At 64.4% G+C, this 18,235-nt stretch carries 12 protein-coding genes and 1 pseudogene; 6 read left to right on the forward strand and 7 right to left on the reverse strand.

The window, feature by feature from the left end; all coding sequences use genetic code 11:
* Positions 1 to 13 precede the first annotated feature (13 nt).
* The 6 genes from ACTJK0_RS17740 to ACTJK0_RS17765 all read left to right on the forward strand — a co-directional run bounded on the left by ACTJK0_RS17740 (position 14) and on the right by ACTJK0_RS17765 (position 10,061).
* Positions 14 to 1,561, forward strand: coding sequence for an ABC transporter substrate-binding protein (locus ACTJK0_RS17740; protein WP_440746078.1), 1,548 nt, complete (start codon positions 14 to 16; stop codon positions 1,559 to 1,561).
* Positions 1,562 to 1,630: 69 nt separating this feature from the next.
* Entirely contained in the window at positions 1,631 to 2,575 is a 945-nt protein-coding gene (locus tag ACTJK0_RS17745) for an ABC transporter permease (protein ID WP_440746079.1), read from the forward strand.
* On the forward strand, positions 2,572 to 4,341 hold the full coding sequence (locus ACTJK0_RS17750; RefSeq protein WP_440746080.1) for a dipeptide/oligopeptide/nickel ABC transporter permease/ATP-binding protein: 1,770 nt from the start codon (positions 2,572 to 2,574) through the stop codon (positions 4,339 to 4,341). Before ACTJK0_RS17745 ends, ACTJK0_RS17750 begins: the two co-directional genes overlap by 4 nt.
* On the forward strand, positions 4,338 to 5,177 hold the full coding sequence (locus tag ACTJK0_RS17755; protein WP_440746081.1) for an ATP-binding cassette domain-containing protein: 840 nt from the start codon (positions 4,338 to 4,340) through the stop codon (positions 5,175 to 5,177). The genes ACTJK0_RS17750 and ACTJK0_RS17755 overlap by 4 nt, the downstream gene beginning before the upstream one ends.
* 146 nt (positions 5,178 to 5,323) lie before the next feature.
* A complete protein-coding gene (locus tag ACTJK0_RS17760) occupies positions 5,324 to 7,615 on the forward strand; it encodes a beta-glucosidase (protein ID WP_440746082.1) in 2,292 nt (763 codons plus the stop codon).
* Positions 7,616 to 7,811: 196 nt separating this feature from the next.
* Positions 7,812 to 10,061, forward strand: a complete 2,250-nt coding sequence (locus tag ACTJK0_RS17765; protein ID WP_440746083.1) for a family 78 glycoside hydrolase catalytic domain — start codon at positions 7,812 to 7,814, stop codon at positions 10,059 to 10,061.
* Between the two features lie 198 nt (positions 10,062 to 10,259).
* On the opposite strand, the gene ACTJK0_RS17770 is transcribed toward ACTJK0_RS17765, so the two are convergent.
* The 7 genes and pseudogenes from ACTJK0_RS17770 to ACTJK0_RS17800 all read right to left on the reverse strand — a co-directional run bounded on the left by ACTJK0_RS17770 (position 10,260) and on the right by ACTJK0_RS17800 (position 18,147).
* Complete coding sequence (locus ACTJK0_RS17770; RefSeq protein WP_440746084.1) at positions 10,260 to 10,892, reverse strand: LutC/YkgG family protein; 633 nt, start codon at positions 10,890 to 10,892, stop codon at positions 10,260 to 10,262.
* Positions 10,889 to 12,360 (reverse strand): annotated as a pseudogene (locus ACTJK0_RS17775) (LutB/LldF family L-lactate oxidation iron-sulfur protein). Before ACTJK0_RS17775 ends, ACTJK0_RS17770 begins: the two are co-directional and overlap by 4 nt.
* Positions 12,360 to 13,163: a (Fe-S)-binding protein gene (locus ACTJK0_RS17780; RefSeq protein WP_440746085.1), complete on the reverse strand. Its 804-nt coding sequence runs from the start codon at positions 13,161 to 13,163 to the stop codon at positions 12,360 to 12,362. Before ACTJK0_RS17780 ends, ACTJK0_RS17775 begins: the two are co-directional and overlap by 1 nt.
* Positions 13,164 to 13,167: 4 nt before the next feature.
* Positions 13,168 to 14,673: a rhamnulokinase gene (locus ACTJK0_RS17785; RefSeq protein WP_440746086.1), complete on the reverse strand. Its 1,506-nt coding sequence runs from the start codon at positions 14,671 to 14,673 to the stop codon at positions 13,168 to 13,170.
* Positions 14,670 to 16,706 (reverse strand): bifunctional aldolase/short-chain dehydrogenase, encoded by a 2,037-nt coding sequence (locus ACTJK0_RS17790; RefSeq protein ID WP_440746087.1) that lies wholly within the window; start codon positions 16,704 to 16,706, stop codon positions 14,670 to 14,672. The genes ACTJK0_RS17785 and ACTJK0_RS17790 overlap by 4 nt, the downstream gene beginning before the upstream one ends.
* A 6-nt stretch (positions 16,707 to 16,712) precedes the next feature.
* Positions 16,713 to 17,879, reverse strand: coding sequence for an L-rhamnose isomerase (gene rhaI, locus ACTJK0_RS17795; protein WP_440746088.1), 1,167 nt, complete (start codon positions 17,877 to 17,879; stop codon positions 16,713 to 16,715).
* Between the two features lie 133 nt (positions 17,880 to 18,012).
* Positions 18,013 to 18,147 carry a hypothetical protein gene (locus ACTJK0_RS17800; protein ID WP_440746089.1) on the reverse strand — a complete coding sequence of 45 codons (135 nt, stop codon included), beginning with the start codon at positions 18,145 to 18,147 and terminating at the stop codon, positions 18,013 to 18,015.
* Positions 18,148 to 18,235: the final 88 nt, after the last annotated feature.

An 18,235-nucleotide genomic window follows, 5' to 3' on the forward strand; every position in this document is an offset into this window, starting at 1 on the left:
CAAAGGAGTTCCCATGAAACCCAAAGCACATCTGGTGCGCTCAGGCACCGTCCTTACCCTTGCAGCCGTTATGTTTTCCCTCTCGGCGTGCAGTGGTGGCGGCGGCACCCCCAGCAGCGGCGAGGCCACGACCACCCTGAAACTCGGCGTCGGTGCTGCACCCGCGTCCTTCGACCCGGCGCAGATCGAAAACAACGGCAACGCCCTGGAGCTGGCACAGCCGGTCTACGATTCCCTTCTCCACCGGGCCCCCAATGGCGACATCCAGCCATGGCTCGCCAAGGACTGGAAGTACAACGACAACAAGACCCAGCTCACCCTCGACCTGCGGGACGACGTGACATTCAGCGACGGAACCAAGTTTGACGCCAAAAGCGCTGCCGACAATCTGAATCGATTCAAGTCCAGGGGCGGCCCTCAGGCCTCGATGCTGGCCGACGTCAGCAACGTCGCAGCTACCGACGCTGACACCGTCACACTTACCCTGGCGCAGCCGAACCCGGCTCTCGCTTCCTACCTGACAACGGTCGCAGGCCTGCAGGTCAGCCCCGCGTCCTTCGACAACCCCTCACTCGCGACCGAGCCGGCGGGATCCGGGCCATACAAGCTCGACACCTCGGCCACCACCTCGGGCAGCATCTACACCTACATAGCGCGCGACAATTACTGGAACAAGGACGCGGTCAAGTTCAACAAGATCGAGATCCGCGTCTTGACCGACCCCTCCGCCATGGCCAACGCGTTCGCGTCCGGTCAGATCGATGCCGGGCCTGCAGGGGTTACAAACCTTGATCAGTTCAAGGGATCCGGCGCACAGGTTGACACCGTGGAAGGCGACTGGGCCGGGTTTATGATGTTCGACCGCACCGGCAAGCTCTCGAAGCCTCTGGGTGACGTGCGCGTGCGTCAGGCATTCAACATGGCGCTGGACAAGGAAGCACTCCTCCAGACGCTGCAGAAGGGCCTGGGCACCGTCACCACGCAGATCTTCAGCCCGGAGGACCCAGGGTACGTCCCGGAACTGGACAAGAAGTACAGCCATGACCCGCAGCAGGCGAAAAAGCTGCTCGCTGATGCGGGCTACCCGGACGGGATCGACATCACCATGGTGGCGGCATCGGTTACTCCGGCTGACGTTCTGTCGGTGTACGCCCAGCAGTTGGCAGAAGCCGGCATCCGCGTGACCTGGGAAACGCAGGACATCAACGCTTTCCTTAGCACCATGTTCTCGGGCAAGAGCGCTATTAACCCGATGCAGCTGGGCGCCAAGGGAGGCTGGGAAATGATCAACCAGCTCGTGGCCCCGAACGCCCCGTGGAACCCGCTGAAGGATCAGACGCCTGAACTGGAGGCCATGATCAAGGATGTGCAGTTCGCCGCCGACGATGCCGCCCGTGCCACTGCGGTAAAGAAGGTCAACACCTACCTCGTCGATAACGCCTGGTTCGCACCCTGGTACCGCCTCGCATCCCCGTACGCCTTCAAGGCTGATCATGTTGGCGTGGAGATGCAGTACCAGCAGACCCTGCCGAGCATCTACAACTTCAAGCCCGCCAGCTGATCCGGCGGAGCGGGGAGCCGCAGGACAGCTGCGGCTCCCCGCTCGACATCTCATACCCCCGGGAACATCATGATCATCTTCTTCGTAAAGCGTGCCCTAGCGAGCCTGGTGCTGCTGTTTGTCGTTTCCCTTCTTACCTTCAGCCTCTTGAATCTCACCAGTGGGCAGGCCGTGGCCCGCACCATTCTTGGGCCTCTGGCCACCGAGGAGCAGGTACACCAGCGGGCCGAACAACTTGGCCTGCTCGCGCCGTTCTGGACTCGCTTCGGCGACTGGCTAAGCCATGCTGTCACCGGCGACCTGGGTCGGTCCTGGTTTGGCAGCGAACAGGTAACCAACATTCTTACCTCACGCCTGCCAGTGACGCTGTCCGTGGTCATCTGCACCGTCATCGTCACCGCTGTGCTGTCCACACTCCTGGGTGTCGCCGCAGCCGTCTACCGCGGCTGGGTTGACCGGGCTGTGCAGATCGCCGCCATCGTGGGTTTTGCTCTGCCTGGCTTCTGGGTTGCACTGCTCCTCGTCTCGACTCTTGCAGTCCAGGCACACGTGTTTGCGGCGACCGGATACATTGCGCCGAACACGTCGGTCGCAGGATGGTTGTCCACCATCACCCTTCCGGTCGCGTCACTGGCCATCGGATCCGTGGCCGCGCTGGCCCAGACTTTGCGTGGATCACTTATCGACGTGCTCCGCTCGGACTTCATCCGTACTCTTCGAGCAGGGGGTGTCAGCGAACGCAGCGTCCTTTTCCGCCATGCGCTCCGAAGCGCCGCCCCGCCCTGGCTCACCGTTCTCTCCCTTCAACTCGTAGGGCTTCTTGGCGGCGCCGTCATCATTGAGAAGATTTTCGCCCTTCCCGGCATCGGGTCGGTAGCAGAGCAGGCAACGGCACGAGGAGACCTGCCACTGGTACTGGGCGTCGTGGTGCTGATGGTCATCATCGTCATCGTCGTCAATCTCCTCGTCGATATTGCCAACGGCATCCTCAACCCGAAAGTGCGAATCTCGTGAGTACAGCAACTGGCACCCAGGCTTCGGAGACCCGAACACGCCGCACCGCCCTTGAGCGGTTCCTCCGTGACCCGCTCGGTGCAGGGTCAGCGGTCGTCCTTCTCATCATCATCGTGGCCAGCCTGGCGGCACCCCTGCTGAGCCCCTATGACCCGAACTTCACCTCGCTGAACCTGGTCTTCGCGCCACCCAGCGCGGCGCACCCACTCGGCGGGGACGGCGTTGGCCGCGACGTCCTTGCACGCCTGCTCTGGGGCGGTAGGGCCAGCCTCCTGTCCGGTGCCATTGTTCTGGTGGTTGCCTGCGTTCTGGGTGTCAGCTTGGGCCTTGTGGCCGGCTACCGGGGCGGCTTGTTCGACACCATTGGCAACTGGATTTCGAACGCCCTGATGGCTTTTCCCGGGATCATCATCCTGATGGCCAGCGCTGCAGCCCTTGGCCGTTCAATCTGGATCTCCATGACCATCTTCGGTGTCTTGCTCTCCCCGGGCTTCTACCGGATGACCCGCACGAACGTCCGCGCTGTCCGGAACGAGGCATTTGTGGACGCCGCTCGTGTCTTCGGGATCAGCCCGGCGCGCATCCTGTTCCGTCACATTCTGACGGTGGTGCGGGGCCCGCTGCTGATCCAGATCGCTGGCGCAGTCGGCATCGCCGTTGTGATCCAAGCCGGTCTCGACTTCCTGGGATTGGGTGACCCGACCTTGCCAAGCTGGGGCGTCATGCTCTCCGATGCTTTCCGGTCCATTTACACCTCCCCGCTGCAGATCCTCTGGCCCGGGCTGATGATCGGCCTCACTGCCGGTGCCGCCGCCCTGATCGGCAACTCGATCCGCGATGTCCTCGAAGAAGGCGATGTAGTCCGCGTTTCCCCGGCAGCAGTCCGCGCAGCACGCCGGCAGCAGCGTGAGGCCACTCAGGCTTCCATGGACGTCATGGACGATCCGAACGAACTTCTCGCCGCTGAAGATCTCCGGGTCAGTTACGGAATCTCCAAGTCCGCCACCAAGGAAGTCGTTCACGGGGTCAACCTCTCTATCCGACGCGGCGAAGTCCTCGGCCTTGTCGGTGAGTCCGGCAGCGGAAAAACCCAGACATCACTTGCCATCCTCGGGCTCCTGCCAGAAGGCGGCTTTGTATCTGGCGGACGCATCATGTTCAACGGTCTCCAGATCAATGGGCTGGGACCGGGCGAAATGCGGGGCATTCTGGGAAAGAAGATCGCTTATATACCCCAGGAACCCATGACGAACCTTGACCCCATGTTCAGCATCGGTAATCAACTCATCGAACGCCTGCGGTCGAACACCAACATGTCCCGTGCGCAGGCAGCAACAAAGATGAAGGGAATGCTGGACCGGGTCGGAATCGCGGATCCCGCGCGAGTCATGGCCAGCTACCCCCACCAAGTATCAGGCGGAATGGCCCAGCGCGTACTTATTGCCGGTGCTCTGGCGACAGAACCCGACCTCATTATCGCTGACGAACCATCGACCGCCCTCGACGTCACGGTGCAGGCTGAAGTGCTCGACCTTCTGCGTGAACTGCAACGCGAATCCCACTGCGCCATGCTGCTCGTGACCCATAACTTTGGAGTCGTTGCCGACATTTGCGACACCGTCGCCGTCATGCAGGGAGGACGGATTGTTGAAACAGCAGCCGTCCGCGACATCTTCGCCCGGCCCCAGCATGAATACACGCGCTCTCTGCTTGAGGCCAGCCTCGAAGGCAGACCGTCCCGCTCCGCCAGGGAGGCCCTCCAGTGAATGATCTCCACCTGCTCAACGCCAAAGACGTCGTCGTCGAGTACCCGCGCCCCGGATGGCGCACCAAACCCCACCGCGTCCTGCACGGTGTCTCGATGTCCGTGGACGCCGGCCGCACCCTCGGCCTCGTCGGCGAGTCCGGGTCAGGCAAGAGCACCTTCGGTCGCGCAGTCGTCGGTCTGGTAACGCCGGTTTCCGGCACCATCACGTACAACGGCGAGGACATCACGCGCCGATCCCGCGCCGACCAGCGCCGGCTCTCCCGTGAGATCCAGGTTGTCTTTCAGGACCCCTACTCATCCCTCAACCCCTCCATGAGGATCGCCGACATCCTGGCCGAACCCCTCGTAGGAGGCGGGGCCTCCAAGCGTGATGCTTCCGCCACCGTACGGTCGCTGCTGGACAGGGTGGGCCTGCCCGCCGATGCCGGTGACCGCCTTCCACGCGAGTTCTCAGGCGGGCAGCGGCAGCGGATTGCCATCGCACGGGCCCTCGCTGTCGACCCGCGAGTCATCGTCTGTGATGAGGCCGTCTCCGCCCTGGACCTCTCTACACAGTTGAAAATCCTCGACCTGCTCATCGAAATTCAGGAAAGCACTGGGGTGGCATACGTCTTTATCACGCACGACCTTGGGGCCGTCCGCTATATCAGCCATGACGTCGCGGTGATGTACCGAGGGGAAATCGTGGAACACGGGGACATCGACCAGGTGACCGAACAACCCGCCGACCCGTACACGCGACGCCTCATGATGGCCGCGCCTATAGCAGACCCCGACCGCCAAGCCAGGCGGCGGGACGAACGACGGCGACTTCTGGCAACCGTACCGGAGTAAGAAGACCCTGCCGCTCCTCCCCCGCAGGAACGACGTTGACCACACCAACTACCGAAACACGTCCAGCCGGTAGGTGCGGTTCCATCTGGGCTGACCACCATTCCATCAAAAAATTCCGCTGACACACTCAGCAGGAGGGCTTTACCATGCATCGCCTTGTTTCTGAACTGACCCTGGAAGAGAAGGCCGGACTTGTTTCCGGAGGTTCATTCTGGACAACACGAGCCGTTGAAAGGCTCGATATCCCGTCCGTCACGATGACCGACGGTCCCCACGGGGTCCGCATGCAGAGAGCATCAGCTGACCATCTCGGCATCAACGAAAGCGAGCCCGCGACCAGTTTCCCGACCGCTGCCGCGACAGGGTCGACCTGGAACCCTGAATTGCTCGAGGAAATGGGACGCGCGCTGGGCACCGAATCCCGAGCACTGGGTGTCGATATCCTCCTGGGGCCAGGAGTGAACATTAAGCGCTCTCCTCTGTGCGGGCGGAACTTCGAGTACTTTTCGGAGGACCCCCTGCTCTCGGGCGCTCTCGGAGCTGCCTGGGTCAACGGCATCCAGTCGGTTGGGGTAGGTGCTTCCCTTAAGCACTTCGCTGCCAATAACCAGGAAACAGATCGGATGCGCATCAGCGCGGAGGTCGACGAACGGACCCTGCGCGAGATCTATCTGCCGGCATTTGAGAACACTGTCCGTAGCGCCCAGCCGGCAACCATCATGTGCTCCTACAACAGGCTCAACGGTGTCTTCCTGTCCCAGAACTCACGGGTGCTGGAGGAGATACTCCGGGGTGACTGGGGCTATGACGGATATGTCGTCTCTGACTGGGGCGCCGTAGTGGATCCAGTCGCATCCGTCAGCTCCGGTCTTGACCTTGAAATGCCCAGCACAGGCGATCGAAGCCCGCAGCGCATCGTGGAAGCCGTCCGCTCAGGAAAGCTGGATGAATCCGCTCTCGACAAGGCGGTCTCCCGGGTCCTGACCGTTCACGATCGGCTCCTCACCGACAGGGCGGATGCCGGGGCCGTGGACTTCGCCGCGCACCACGACCTCGCCCGCAGGATCGCCGCTGAGAGCACCGTGCTGCTGGCCAACGATGGCGACCTCCTTCCGCTGGACCCCGCACGGGGCGGTCCGATCGCAGTTATCGGGGAGTTCGCGCACACACCGAGGTATCAGGGCGCCGGCAGCTCCCACATCAACCCGGTCCAACTCGATGATGCGCTCACGGCAATCATCGACGCCACAGACCGACAGGTGGCATTCGCCCCCGGCTTCACCCTGGACGGTACGACGAACCAGCTTCTCCACGAAGAAGCAGTAGCCCTGGCTGCCACATCCAGCGTGGTCCTGCTCTTCCTCGGCCTGCCCGCGGCTGAGGAGTCCGAGGGCTTCGACCGGACACACCTGGGGCTCCCGGAAGCTCAACTCGCTCTTCTGAAAGCGATTGCGGCTGTAAACAGCAAGGTCGCAGTTGTTCTGAGTAACGGTGGCGTAGTAACACTCGACGGAGTGTCCGGGGTTGCCCCCGCAATCCTCGAGACGTGGCTGGGCGGACAAGCGTCCGGTTCCGCAGCGGCTGACATCATTTTTGGCGCATCCGAACCCGGTGGACGCCTCGCCGAAACCATCCCCCACTCTCTGGCGCACACCCCCGCGCACGTAAATTGGCCCGGCAACGATGGTGTCGTCCGCTACGGCGAGGGCGTCTTCGTGGGCTACCGCTGGTACGACGCCACCGACCGGGCAGTAGCCTTCCCCTTCGGCTTTGGGCTCAGCTACACCTCCTTCGAATACTCCAACCTTTCAGTTTCAGTTCCCGACGCCGCAACTGCCCGGGCAATAGTGGAATTCACCATCACGAACACGGGTGCCCGCCCCGGCTCCGATGTCGCCCAGGTTTACGTGAGCGACCTCGAATCCTCCGTTCAGCGACCGCTGCGGGAATTGAAAGGCTTCGAGAAAGTTCACCTGGCACCCGGAGAACGCCGCACCGTCCGAATCGAACTGGACGCCCGGGCATTTGCCTTCTGGGGCCGCGCGGGGTGGACGGTGGAACCGGGAACATTCCGGATTGAGGCCGGATTCAACTCCCAGGACCTGCCCCTGAGCACTGACATAACACTCGAGGTTCCGGCACCCCCCGTTCCCCTGGACAAAAACTCAACCCTGGAGGAATGGCTCAGCCGCCCTATCAGCGCGGGCGTACTGCAGGCCGCAATGTCCGAAATGGGACAGGGCGCCGGCCTGGTTGCGGACGAGGAAACAGCACGGCTCTTCGGATCCATGCCACTTCCCACCCTCCTCAACTTCGCCCAAAAGGCAGGACAGACCAATTTCGATATCGACGAGAAAGTAACGGCGCTCCTCGAAACAGTTGACGTGGAAACAGAGCGTGCTGACCAGGTCAACAAATACGCGGTCCCGACGTCATAGATCTCGCGATGCAACCAAAGCGCTCGGGGCAAGACGTCCACCCCCCGCAGCGGGATTGACACCAGCCCGCCAAGCATGTCTCTAAAACGTCCTGCAGCAAGCCGCAGAACGGCCTCCTGGTCATCCAGGGGGCCGTTCCGGCCATTCGCACGGGGCTGACAACCGCGCTCACACTGGCCTACCTAAGGAAACCCCCATGCTCGAAACCGCGACAATGATCACCGCCGGTCCTGATCGCAGCGCCGCCGTCATACTGGCCCGTACCATCACGCTCGATAAGCAGGCCGGACCCCTCCAGAGGGCAACTTTGCGTGCCACCGCCCACGGCGTGTACGAAGCCCGCATTGGAGGCCAGCCCGTCTCAGACGCATTGTTGTCGCCTGGGTGGACCTCCTACGAATGGCGTCTGCAGGTCCAGGAGGTCGACGTCACACATATGGTTCAGGACGGCGTCGAGCTGCAGGTCCTACTGGGCAACGGTTGGTACCGCGGTGACCTGGGCTTCGAGAATGCCAACGCCAACTACGGCGAAGACATTGGCTTTATCGGTGAGCTTGAACTGAGCTACTCCGACGGGACCGCCCAGAAGATCGTCACAGACCACTATTGGAGTGCGCGCACCAGCGACATCCCCGACAACAGCCTCTACAACGGACAAAAAATAGACGCCCGGCTCCGCGGCGCCGGGACAGCCCTGGAAATCCACCACGTAGATTTCGACCGGTCCACCCTGATAAAGCAGGTCGGCCCGCCGGTGGTGCGTCAGGAAACGCTGCGCCCGCAGCGCATCTGGACCTCTCCGGCCGGCCGCACCCTGGTGGACTTCGGACAAAACCTTGTCGGCTGGCTTCGCTTCCAGGTCCAGGGCCCCGCCGGCACCGAAATAACCATCCGGCACGCCGAAGTCCTCGAGCACAATGAACTGGGGACCCGTCCCCTGCGCGCAGCCAAGGCTACCGACACCTTTGTGCTCTCCGGGGAACTGGACGCGTTTGAGCCCACCCTGACCTTCCATGGTTTCCGGTACGCCGAGATTACCGGCTGGCCCGGCAGTCTTAGCACCGAGAACATCGAAGCCATCGTGGTCCATTCCGAAATGCGCCGCACCGGTTGGTTTGAGTGCTCAAACCAGCTGGTCAACCAGCTGGTCAACAATTCTGTCTGGAGTCAGAAGGGCAACTTTCTTGACGTGCCCACCGACTGCCCCCAGCGGGACGAGCGGCTCGGCTGGACCGGAGACCTTGCTGCCTACGCTGCTACCGCAACGTTCCAGTTCGAGACCGCAGATTTCCTGCACAAATGGTTGCTCGATCTCGCCGAAGAAACCCGCCACGGCAAGCACGGGGTGCCCCACGTTGTTCCCGACGTGCTCAAGTACGCCAACTACCCGGAAGAGCATGCAGAAATTGAAGAACTGGTAGCGGGGCCAAAGACCATCTGGGGTGATGCGGCTGTCTGGGTCCCGGAAGCGCTCTGGGACGCCTACGGCGACCGCACCCGGCTGGCCGAGCACTATCCCGGTATGGTCCTCCACCTTGAATCCGTGCTGCCGCGGCTCAGTGAAAACGGGGTGTGGGATCAGGGCTTCCAGTTCGGCGACTGGCTTGACCCTGATGCCGCACCCGACGAACCATGGAAGGCCAAGGCCGATCCCGGCGTCGTAGCAACGGCCTGCCTCTACCGCTCAGCATGCTTCGCCGCCAAGACCGCCGCGCTGCTTGGCAAAATCGGTGACGCCGAACGGTGGCAGGAGTTGGCGATTCGCACACGCACAGCCTTCAACGACGCGTATGTCGACGCGGCCGGAAGGATCACCTCAGACTGCACGACGGTCTATACCCTGGCGATCTGTTTCGGGCTGCTTCCCGAAACTCTGTTGGAACCAGCCGGTGATCGGCTCGCCGAGCTGGTTCGAGACGCTGGGTATCGGATCTCCACAGGGTTCGCAGGCACGCCCTTCATCAACCGGGCCCTCTCCGAAACCGGACACGTCGAGGAGGCTTACCGCCTGCTCCTGGAAACCGGCAACCCCTCCTGGCTGTATCCCGTCAGCATGGGTGCCACCACCATTTGGGAGCGCTGGGACTCGATGCTCGAGGACGGCACAATCAACCCCGGGGACATGACCAGCTTCAATCACTACGCCCTCGGCGCCGTCGTCGACTGGCTCTACACCCATGTCGCCGGCCTCCGGCCGGCCGAACCTGGCTACTCACGGTTACTGCTGCAACCCATACCCGGACCAGGTCTCGATTACGCCAAAGCAACCCTGCACACTCCCCACGGCCCGGCCACATGCGGCTGGTCGCGCGACGGCGAACGCCTCGCGGTGGAGGCACTTGTCCCAGAAGGCGTAACAGCTGACGTGGTGCTCCCTGACGGCACAACCAAAACCATCGGATCAGGAAGGCACAGCTTCGAGGTCACTATGGCGGCCACTGCCTGAACTGCCCTCACCACGGGCAGAAAACAAAAGCCTGGCGTCCTGCCCCNACGCCAGGCTCTCGCGAGCTAACTGGGCGGCGTCCCCGACAGGATAATGGGTCGGGCCTTTATGAGCAGTCTCCAGCCGGTTGCCCCGTAAAGCAACGGGTTCTCAGGAGTACGAATCTCTGTGTTGCAGGCCCAGCCCCGGGTGCTCTTGCTACGACCGTGCGATGATGACGTCCAGGCGGCGGGGGCCGTGGACACCTTCCACGCGTTCAAGTTCGATGTCGGAGGTGGCGCTGGGGCCGCTGATCATCGTCAGCGGTGCTGTGCCGTCCACCTTGCGGAGGGCTTCTGGGAGGATCGCGGTAATGTCCTGGCTGCGGACTACGCAGATGTGGTGGTCGGGGATGAGCGAGATGGCGCGGCGGCCTTGGTTCGGGCTTCCGTCCAGGATGATGGTTCCGGATTCGGCCACGGTCACCGCGCTGCCGGTAACGACGGCGTCGGTTCCGTCGAGCTCGGTGACGGACCGTGGGCCATGCGCACCGCCGTCGTAAATCGTCCGGGAAGTGTCCGTTTCCCAAGCGAGCCAGGCCGGGTCCAGGCCGGCGGGGGCCACGTACGTGGTGGCGCCAGCGAGGATGGACTGGATGGTGGCGGGGATTGCGTCTTCGTCCACCACCGTGACGCCGGCCTTGTAGTCTTCCAGCCGGTCCACCAGGATCTCGATGCGCTGCTGCGCGTCGGCTTCCCCCTCCAGCCGGTAGCCCCGCGGGATGTCCGGGACGGCGGGTGCATCCTTGAGGGCGGTCCGGACTGCGGCGAGGATGTGTTCGCGGGTGCTCATGGTTTCTTGTGCTCCTTGTCCCACCAGTCACGGAAGGACTGTGCCGGTGGCGCCGGGATGTCCCGGCTTTGGGTCCAGCCGGCGGCGATGCCGGGCAGCTTTTTAATTTTCTTGTCCCGCCCCGCGGCTGCGCGCCCCAGGGGCAGGAGCTTTTCGACGGCGCCGAGCCGGCCTCCGGAGGACAGCGCCCAGGAGGCTGCCTTCAGGCCCACGTCCATCTGGGAGGGCAGACCGCCACGGTGGGCGTCCACGTCCTTGCCACGCAGGTGGACCAGGATGTCCGGGATGTTGATCTTCACCGGACAGGCGTCGTAGCAGGCCCCGCAGAGCGAGGAGGCGTACGGCAGCGAGCCGTTCTCTTCCGCCTCGACGCCGGTCATCAGCGGCGAGAGGATGGCGCCGATGGGGCCAGGGTAGGTGGAGCCGTAGGCGTGGCCGCCGGTGCGTTCGTAGACCGGGCAGACGTTGATGCAGGCGCTACAGCGAATGCAGTGAAGCGCCGAGCGTCCCAATTCGTCGGCCAGGGCGTTGGTGCGTCCGTTGTCCAGCAGGATGACGTGGAATTTCGAGGGACCGTCGCCTTCGGTGACGCCGGTCCACAGCGAGGTGTAGGGGTTCATCCGCTCGCCCGTTGAGGAACGGGGCAGCAGCTGCAGGAAGACCTCGAGGTCGGAGAACGTGGGCAGGAGCTTCTCGATGCCCATCACGGTGATGAGGGTTTCGGGCAACGTCAGGCACATCCGGCCGTTGCCCTCGGACTCCACTACGCCCAGGGTGCCGGAGTCGGCGATGCCGAAGTTCGCTCCGGAGATCGCCACCTTGGCGGTGAGGAATTTGGCCCGCAGATGCGCGCGGGCGGCCATTGCAAGGCGGCGCGGTTCATCGGTCAATCCGGGGTCGACGCCGGGCATTTCCTTGAGGAAGATGTCCCGGACCTCGGTGCGGTTCTTGTGGATGGCGGGGACCAGGATGTGGCTGGGCTTGTCGTGTCCCAGCTGGACGATCAGCTCGGCAAGGTCGGTCTCGTAGGCGGCGATGCCGTGTTCTTCCAGGTATTCGTTCATGCCGATTTCCTGGGTGGCCATGGATTTGACTTTGACTACCTCGTCCACGCCCTCAGCCTTGATCAGGTCGTGGATGATGCTGTTGGCCTCGTCCGCATCACGGGCCCAGTGCACAATTCCGCCGCGGGCGGTGACGTTGGCTTCGAAGGCCTCCAGCAGCTCAGGGAGGCGGGCCATGACCGAGGTTTTCAGGGCGCTGCCGGCCTCGCGGAGTTCCTCCCAGTCCGGAAGCTCCCCGGTGACGGCCAGGCGCTTGCCGCGGATGGTGGAGGTGGCGTGTTTCAGGTTCCTCCGTAGCTGGGTGTTGCCGAGCTCCCGCCGGGCCGCCGAGGGGAATTTTCCTCAGCGAAGAGGTTCCCGGAGCCGGGGCGCAGGCCGGGCATGCCAAGCTGTGTGCGGGACATTATTTGACCACCACTTTCACGGTTTGTCCGGCGGGTCCTGGAACGGTGACGGGTTCGGCTTCGGTGCTGGCGAGGATCTCGGCCAGGTGCAGCGTGGCCACGCCCGCGTCCTGCCGGGAAAGGCCACCACCGATATGCATCAGGCAGGAGTAGTCACCCCCGGCGCAGACGGACGCCCCGGTGCTGCGGATGTTCGCCGTCTTGTCTGCCAGCATCGCTGAGGAGACGTCGGCGTTCTTCACCGAGAACGTCCCACCAAAGCCGCAGCACTGGTCGGCTTCGGGGAGGTCTACCAGCTCCAGGCCCTTGACGCCGCGCAGCAGCCCGGCTTGCCGGTCGCCCAGCTTGAGCAGCCGCATACCGTGGCAGGAGGGATGGTACGTCACCGTGTGCGGGAAGTAGGAACCCAGCTGCTCAGCAGGATCGGTGACGCCCAGAACGTCCACCAGGAGTTCGGACAGTTCGTATGTCTTCTTTCCGACGGCGACGGCCCGCTCTTCGAGCCCGGCATCACCGGCCTGCCGGGCCACCATGGGGTGCTGGTGTTTCACTGAGGCGACGCAGGATCCGGAGGGTGCCACGGCGACGTCGTAGTTCTCCGCCTCGAAGGCGCGCACGTGGTTGGCCACCACGGGCACGGCTTCCTTGAAGTAGCCGCTGTTGACGTGCATCTGGCCGCAGCAGGCCTGTGCCTTGGGGAAGACAACCTCGTGGCCCAGCCGTTCCAGGACCTCCACGGTAGCCTGGGCTGCACGCGGGTACATGCCGTCCACGATGCAGGTGGCGAAGAGTGCGATTTTCATGGGTTCATTTCCGGGAGGTGGTGACGGGAAGTTCGGCGGGCTCGTAGCGCGTCAGGCTGCTGCCGGCGCTGACAAGGGCCCGCAGGTCAGCCAGGCTGCCCGCCAAGGCTCCTGCGGCCCGGGCCTGCATCAGCACGTTGCCCAGCGCTGTGGCCTCGACGGGGCCGGCGATGACTGGGCGCCGCGTCGCGTTGGCGGTCAGCTGGCACAGGAGGGCATTTTGCGAGCCGCCGCCCACCACGTGCACCACGTCGACGGACTTGCCAGCCAGGCGCTCGGCTTCGCCTAGGGTCCGCGCGTAGCCTGTGGCCAGGCTGTCCATGATGCAGCGGGTGATGGCCGCCGGATCATCGGCCAGCACCGCGCCAGTCAGGCGGGCCGCCGCCCGGATGCGCTCGGGCATGTTGTCCGGGGCGATGAAGTAGGGGTCATCAGGGTTGATTTTGGGGCCGCCATCCGGCAGCGCGGCCGCGGCTGCCAGCAGGGCGGCAAGGTCGTGCTGCATGCCGGCGGACGCCCAGGTGCGCTGGCATTCGGTGAGCAGCCACAGGCCGCCCATGTTGCGCAGGTAGCGAATGGTGCCGTCCACACCGCGTTCGTTGGTGAAGTTCGCTTCCCGGCTGGCCTCGGTGAGGACGGGGTGCTTCAACTCGAGCCCCACCAGCGACCAGGTGCCGGACGAGATGTAGGCGAAGTTTTCCTCCTGAGCGGGGACCGCGGCGACGGCCGAGGCGGTGTCGTGTGAGCCCACGGCCACCACCTCGGTGTCCGGCCGCAGGCCGACCTGCTCGGCGATGCCCGGCAGGAGCGTGCCGTAGGCCTCGCCCGGCTGGATCAGCGGCGGGAACAGGTCTTTTCGCAGGCCAAGGGCAGTGAGAAACTCTGTGGCCCACTCCCCCGCCACGGCGTCGAATAGGCCGGTGGTGGAGGCGTTGGTGGCCTCCGTCCGGCGCTTGCCGGTCAGCCGGAACGCGATCAGGTCCGGGATGAGCAGCGTCTGCAGCCCGGCCAGGTCCCGTTCGGCGGCGAGCTGGTAGATGGTATTGAACTGCAGGAACTGCAGGCCAGTGGTTTGGTACAGGCGGGCCGGGTCCAGTTTGGCGTGCACGGGTGCCACGGCGGCCCGGCTGCGTTCATCGCGGTAGCTGAATGGCTGGGCCACCAGCCGGCCGGCCTTGTCCACCAGCCCGTAGTCCACCGCCCACGTGTCGATGCCGAGGCTGGCGATGGTCTCGCCCTGCACGGCTGCCACCGCGGCCGCGGCCTTGAGTCCCTCAAGCACCTCCGCATACAGGGCTTCGAAGTTCCAGCGGAGTCCGCCGTCGATTTCCGCCACCCCGTTCGGGAACCGGTGGACGGTTTCCAGCTGTACCCCTCCTTCGGCTACCCGGCCAAGGATGACGCGGCCGGAAGAGGCGCCGATGTCGATGGCGGCGAATACGCCAAGGGTGGCAGCGGAATCCGCCCCGGCCGGAGCCGGAGCGGACTGGCTGTTGTGTGCCGCGCTCATCGGAGGAAGGCTGCGGCGACGCCGGCGTCCACGGGGATGTGCAGGCCGGTGGTGTGGGACAGTTCGTTGCTGGTGAGAACGGCGGCGGCGTTGGCCACGTGCTCGGGCAGGACTTCGCGCTTGAGCAGGGTGCGCTGGGCGTAGTACTCGCCCAGCTTCTCCTCGTCCACGCCGTAGACCGCGGCGCGCTTGGCGCCCCAGCCGCCGGCGAAGATCCCGGAGCCGCGGACCACGCCGTCGGGGTTGATGCCGTTCACGCGGATGCCGTGCTCGCCCAGTTCGGCCGCGAGCAGGCGGACCTGGTGGGCCTGGTCTGCCTTGGTGGCGGAGTAGGCGATGTTGTTGGGCCCGGCGAACACCGAGTTCTTGGAGGAGATGTAGATGATGTCCCCGCCCATGCCCTGGGCGATCATGACCTTCGCGGCGGCCTTGGCCACCAGGAACGAGCCCTTGGCCATGACGTTGTGCTGGAGGTCCCAGTCCTTTTCGGTGGTTTCCAGCAGCGGCTTGGAGATGGACAGTCCGGCGTTGTTGACCACCAGGTCCACGCCGCCGAAGGCAAGGACAGCGGCGTCGATCGCTGCCGCGACCTGCGCCTCGTCCGTGACGTCCGCCTGCACGCCGACGGCGACGTCGGCACCGCCCAGCTCCTCGGCGACCTTCTGTGCGTTCTCAAGGTTCAGGTCGGCAATGACCACGCACGCGCCGTCGGACGCCAACCGCGTGGCGATGGCCTTGCCGATCCCGGACGCGGCGCCGGTCACCAGCGCCACCCGGGTGGCGTGCGACTTGGGCTTGGGCATCCGGGCGAGCTTGGCTTCCTCCAGCGCCCAGTACTCGATCCGGAACTTCTCGGCTTCCTCGATCGGGGCGTAGGTGGAGATCGCCTCGGCACCGCGCATCACGTTGATCGCGTTGATATAGAACTCACCGGCAACCCGTGCGGTCTGCTTGTTCGCGCCGAAGGAGAACATGCCCACGCCGGGAACCAGCACGATGGCCGGGTCCGCCCCGCGCAAGGCCGGGCTGTTTTCGTCCGCGTGGCGGTCGTAGTATGCCTGGTAGTCCTCGCGGTAGTCCGCGTGCAGCTCGTGCAGCCGTGAGATCGAGTCCTCCACGCTGGCGTCGGCCGGCAGGTCCAGGATCAGCGGCTTGACCTTGGTGCGCAGGAAGTGGTCCGGGCAGGAGGTACCCAGGGCACCCAGGCGCGGGTGTTCGGCGGCTTCGAGGAAGTCCAGGACGACGGCGTCATCACTGAAGTGCCCCAGCTGCGGTTTGTCCGTGGAGGCCAGGCCGCGGATCACCGGTGCCAGGGCCGCGGCCTTCGCACGGCGCTCAGCCTCGGGCAGGGCTGCGTAGCCGGGGAGCTTGGCACCGAAGGGCTCGGACTTGCCGTTCTCGGCGATGTACTGCTCAGCCTGCTCGATGATCCACCGCGAGTTCTGCTCTGCTTCTTCGCTGGTGGCGCCCCAGGCGGTGATGCCGTGGCCGCCCAGGATGGTGCCGATGGCCTGCGGGTTGGCCTCCTTGATCGCGGCGATGTCCAGGCCCAGCTGGAACCCGGGACGGCGCCACGGCACCCACACCACCTTGTCACCGAAGATCTTGGTGGTCAGCGCCTCGCCGTCCACCGCCGTCGCGATGGCGATACCGGAGTCCGGGTGCAGGTGGTCCACGTGCGCGGCGTCCACCAGCCCATGCATGGCGGTGTCGATCGACGGTGCGGCGCCGCCCTTGCCGTGGAGGCAGTAATCGAAGGCAGCCACCATCTCGTCCTCACGCTCGACGCCGGGGTAGACGTTCTTCAAAGCGTTCAGCCGGTCCAGCCGCAGCACCGCAAGGTTCTGCTCCTTCAGGGTGCCCAGGTCACCGCCGGAACCCTTGACCCACAGCAGCTGGACGTCCTCACCGGTCACGGGATCCTTGTCGGAGCCCTTGGCCGAGGTGTTGCCGCCGGCGTAATTGGTGTTCCGCTTGTCCGCGCCCAGGCGGTTGGAACGGGCAATCAGCTCTTCAACAGTCTTGTTCGTCATAACTCTTTATGCGCCCCATCCGGCTTGCTGGCCGCCCACGCGGTCCTCGTTGATCTTCTTCTGGTAGCCGCTGGCCTTGTAGGCAGCGATCGGGTCGGCGGGCAGGCCGCGGGATTCGCGCCATTCGGCCAGGGCCGGACGCACGTCGGTGTAGAAGGCATCGTTGAAAATGCCGTTGGCGGCCAGGACGTCCCCGGCACGCTGGGCCTCGTTGAGGGCCGCGGTGTCGATCAGCAGCGCGCGGGCCGTCATTTCCTGGACGTTCAGCACGGAGCGGATCTGGCCCGGGATCTTCTCTTCCAGGTTGTGGCACTGGTCCAGCATGAGGGCCACGCCGGAGTCCTTGCCGAACCCGCCGCCGCGGATCACTTCGTGCATGATGCGGAAGAGCTGGAACGGGTCCGCGGCACCCACAATGAGGTCGTCGTCGGCGTAGAAGCGGGAGTTGAAGTCGAAGGATCCCAGCTTGCCCAGGCGCAGCAGCTGCATCACGATGAACTCGATGTTGGTGCCCGGCGCATGGTGGCCGGTGTCCAGGCAGACGAACGCTTTCTCCCCCAGGGCCAGGGTCTGGGCGTAGGACGTGCCCCAGTCCGGAACGTCGGTGTGGTAGAAAGCGGGCTCGAAGAACTTGTACTCCAGCACAAGGCGCTGCTCTTCACCCAGGGCCGCGTAGATCTCCTGCAGGGACTCGGCCAGGCGGTCCTGGCGGCCGCGCAGGTCATCCTGGCCCGGGTAATTGGTACCGTCCGCCAGCCAGATCTTCAAGTCCTGCGAACCCGTGGCGTGCATGATGTCGATGCAGTCCAGGTGGTGGTCGATCGCGCGGCGGCGGACAGCCTCGTTGGAGGAAGTCAGGGAACCGAACTTGTACTCGTCATCCTGGAACGTGTTGGAGTTGATAGTGCCCAGGCCCACGCCCACGCCGGCCGCGTACTCCTTGAGGGCGGCATAGTCGTCCACCTTGTCCCACGGAATGTGGAGGGCCACAGTCGGGGCCAGGCCGGTCAGCTCATGGACCTTGGCGGCGTCCGCCAGTTTCTCCTGGACGGTCCGCGGCGTACCCGGTGTGCCGAACACCTTGAACCGCGTGCCTGAATTTCCATAGGCCCACGAGGGGACCTCGATGGCAAGCTCCCCGAGCCTGCCCAGCGCCGTTGCTACGTCATTCATGATGGTTCTTTCCGGTGTCTAGTAATGCTGTGGTGGTCTTGCCGGGGCCCAGTCCGGCCCCGGCACTGAGCGTGTAGGGCAGGAAGCCTACGCCTGTCAGACGGAGGACTCTGCGGAGGCCGGCCGGTTTGGGTCAGGACGGTTCAAGGACCAGGCCCTCCTCGTTTGGAGCGTCGTCCGCAAGCTTGATCGTGTACACCTGCGAACACTGTTCAACGTCCGGCGCATCCTGTGAACTCCTCAACTCCCGCGCGTTGAATCGTTTCATTATGTCGATTCAAAGTACTCTTGGAAGTGACCAGGTGTCAAGTATGCGAAGACCTGCGGATGACCAAGGCCGGGAAGAAACCCGCAAA

The organism is Paenarthrobacter sp. 22069 (assembly GCF_052046035.1).
Lineage (GTDB): Bacteria > Actinomycetota > Actinomycetes > Actinomycetales > Micrococcaceae > Arthrobacter.